This window comes from Novosphingobium sp. BW1, assembly GCF_008107685.1.
GTDB lineage: Bacteria > Pseudomonadota > Alphaproteobacteria > Sphingomonadales > Sphingomonadaceae > Novosphingobium.
Map to the genome: position 1 here is coordinate 1 of NZ_VIRF01000047.1, position 383 is coordinate 383.

The 383-nt window shown below is 61.9% G+C and carries 1 pseudogene; it reads left to right on the forward strand.

The features are described from left to right. Nucleotides 1-106: 106 nt before the first annotated feature. Nucleotides 107-383 (forward strand): annotated as a pseudogene (gene cobB, locus FMM79_RS04115) (NAD-dependent protein deacylase); the annotation flags it as partial.

A 383-nucleotide genomic window follows, 5' to 3' on the forward strand; every position in this document is an offset into this window, starting at 1 on the left:
GGTTCTGAGCTGGTCGAACAACGGCTTTCCCGCCTTCACGTCGACCCGTAACCAATCCCGCAGCTCCACGTACCCAGTATCTACCAAGCACAGCTATGTTTGTGGGATGCGAGTGGCGGTGCTCAGCGGCGCGGGGATCTCCGCGGAAAGCGGTGTACCGACGTTCCGCGATGACAAGAACGGATTGTGGGCCCGATTCGACCCTTACGAGCTGTCCAGCACGCAAGGCTGGCTGCGCAACCCCGAGCGGGTCTGGGGATGGTACCTATGGCGCCATTATCTGGTGGCCAACGTCGAACCCAACGACGGGCATCGCGCGATCGCCGCCTGGCAGGACCATGCTGAGGTCAGCGTCATCACCCAGAATGTCGACGATCTGCACG